Raw genomic sequence first — 2,897 nt, forward strand, 5'->3', positions numbered from 1 at the left:
CAATTATCGTGTATCCAATAGTATTTCCTGGTCGGTCAGTTATTTTATCTGTACGTGGTTTGTCAGAGCAAAATGCAGGACAGAAATACAAATACCAGATATTGTTTAAATTGCGTAGCTGTAAGGATGTTGAATTGATTTTGTATTCTGACCAGTTGTATAAAAGTATATCGGCAGTTTTCTTTACAAGGTTTATAGAAAAACATAGAGAATATTACAGATTTAGGTATCAGGATAAAACATACATGATTCCAAAAGAAGAAGTTGAGGCAGTCGAATTTGTAGGATCCTGGAATATTGGCTGGTGGTAGGAAGAAAGCTGGTCATTATGGTGTGGTAACTCCAGCTGTGATCGTATAGCTGTTGGAAAGGGGTGATGATATGAATCTATTAACGATTACGATCATAGCAATAATTGTTAATTTTGTTATTGGAATTATTGCTGGTTTGATTAGTAAAGATGGGCACGTGGCGATTGGAGCAGCAATTATTGCAGATTTAATCCTGATTGCATTGTATGCGCTTTAATAAGCAATGAGATGGATATAAATTATGGGCGGTGATGATATGGATTTAACAACAGGCATTGTATTTGGTGAGAATTATTACGGCGATGAAGTAAATGAACTTGCAGTTGCTTCATTTAACTATGTGAAACAGGACATAGCGGATGTCAAAAAAAGATACATAAGTTTAGGGTTTCATCTTCATGAGATGGAGCTGTGCGGATACCATGAAGAATTAGGATATGACAATTTCTATGAGTGTATTGAAAAGAACTTTCATATGGATAAATCCGCAGTATCGCGTGTGATTGCGGTATGGAGGGAATTTTGCTCAAAAGGCGACTCAAATTCCGGGAAGGTGTGGATTGATGACAGATATGAGAAATATTCCTATTCCCAGTTGGTGGAAATGCTGCCATTAAAGGAAAAGGAACGTTTCAAGGTCAATGCTGATATGACAGTATCGCAGATTAGGAACTATAAGAGATCATTAAAAGAAAAAGCGAAAGAACAGAAAAGTTTGACGGACGCTTTAAATACCTTAGATACTTTGGTACAGACATCGAAAAAGAAAAAATCTGTTGCGACGTCGCAATCAGTTCCGGAGAAAAAGGTACTGCCGTATGAGAGAGGCTGCATTACTGGTAAAAGTCCAAGCGGAACCTGTGTGTGCTGTGGCTGTGGCGAAACAGTAGAATGCTGTGCTGACTGTGAGATAGACTGTAATGGAAGATGCGGATGGATCGAAGATAAAGAACCTGTTATAACACAGCCGGAACTTCCTGTCATGAAGAACATGACGCAGAGAGAAGAGTTTATAAACAGTTATAAGTCCTGGAACATTTGGTGTAGAAATGAGTGCACAGAAGAAACATTTTATCGCTATGATCTGCCGGATGGCTATGCAATCGTGGTAAAGAATTATCCGTACTATATAGAATGGACGAAAGAAGAAAGTGAAACAGAAGAATATTATCTTCTTGATTCTGGATATCGTCATTTTGCAGATTGTAAAACAAATATGACAGTGTTAAAAGAGCATTTAAAAAACATGAACAAGAAATAACAACCTGTCTGCACGGCAGCTCCACGACCGTAGCATCAAAGCAATGCAGACGATCGGTTCCTGGAAACGGGAATCAGAAAAAAAGAAGACCTGTGACGGCAATCACAAGGCTTCCGGGAAACATTTCTTAGAAATGCCACCAAAACAACAAATTTATTCTACGGCATTTCTAAGAAAAGTTCAATCTGAACAGACGTTTCCCTTTATTAATTTTTATGGAACCTTGATAACTGAATGGACTTGTGCGGGTGGAAGTATGAAATTCAGGACTTTCAGAAAGCCCCATTGACGGGGATAAAACGTAACAGTCACGAAAGAAAGGGGAGAAGACCGTGACGGGGCTGACAGGCTCTCGGCAGTGTGCGGTTATAGAACGCTGCCAAAAGAAAATAAGGGACGCAAATTTGTCCCTTATAAGCACAGGAAGATTATATATTGTTGGAATGTTACGAGGTGATGACTCTTTTGTTAGTAGTTACAATTATATACATAGTATCAATAACTATTCTATTTATTTATTGCTATAAAGTCAAGAAAGTGCAACGGGCTGCTGACAGAAATAGAAGAATATTAATAGATCATGCAACGGCACTTCTGATAAAGCAGGAATATTTTATATCTGCAATATGCAATGGAAATATACATGATCCAGGGTTTACCATAGAAATTTCGCATTTCCTGACAGACTATGTTTTTAAATGTATTTTAAAAGGTACTTTTGAAAGTGAAAGAATTGAAAAGGCGCATTTATGGCTGGTAATGAAATACCCGGAACTGTTTGAAATTTATAATACGATGGAAAATAAAGCATCGCTGACCAGCAGGATGCAAAAATGGGAAGACGTAGAAGAAAATCGGGTAAAGCGTTTTGAATTGGAAAATGGAGATGTGTGGGAAAAATATGTAGTGTGGCGGCAGAAAGCAGAAAGAGAAGGTAAAACGCCTTACGAAACAGACTGCATTTTTGAGGAAACAAGAAGTACGTTTTCTATATGGTGCCATTTAAAAAACAGAATACCATTTGAAATTATGCTTTTTTATGAAAGATGCTATGAAAAAATACGAAGAGGTGTAGCAGGAGTAAGTATGATGGATGATCTGAAAATATTTGAAGAACAAAACGGATCGCTCCAGGAAGAATATAATGCCTGGAGAAGACATGCAGAAAGATCAAATCTGCCACAGTACAAAATTGATTGTGCATTTCAGGAAGCAAGAAAAAATTTTTCCGTATATTGCAGTCTGAAAGAGACAATTCCTTTCCTTGTTATGTGCCGCTATGAATTGATATATAACCTTTTGGAAGGAACAACGATGTGATAAAG

At 37.5% G+C, this 2,897-nt stretch carries 4 protein-coding genes; all 4 read left to right on the plus strand.

The annotated features are described in order from the left end of the window. Positions 1-311, plus strand: a 311-nt coding sequence (locus tag DXA60_RS19000) for a hypothetical protein (protein ID WP_207661933.1), incomplete at its 5' end; no start/stop codon positions are given. A gap of 70 nt (positions 312-381) precedes the next feature. Continuing rightward, positions 382-528, plus strand: a complete 147-nt coding sequence (locus DXA60_RS18730; protein WP_015521862.1) for a hypothetical protein — start codon at positions 382-384, stop codon at positions 526-528. Between the two features lie 39 nt (positions 529-567). Continuing rightward, positions 568-1,572: a hypothetical protein gene (locus tag DXA60_RS16445; RefSeq protein WP_147345403.1), complete on the plus strand. Its 1,005-nt coding sequence runs from the start codon at positions 568-570 to the stop codon at positions 1,570-1,572. A 759-nt stretch (positions 1,573-2,331) separates the two neighbouring features. Continuing rightward, on the plus strand, positions 2,332-2,892 hold the full coding sequence (locus DXA60_RS16455; RefSeq protein WP_147345404.1) for a hypothetical protein: 561 nt from the start codon (positions 2,332-2,334) through the stop codon (positions 2,890-2,892). The last annotated feature ends 5 nt before the right edge of the window (positions 2,893-2,897 follow it).

The sequence above is a fragment of the Roseburia sp. OF03-24 genome (assembly GCF_003463035.1).
Lineage (GTDB): Bacteria > Bacillota > Clostridia > Lachnospirales > Lachnospiraceae > Roseburia > Roseburia rectibacter.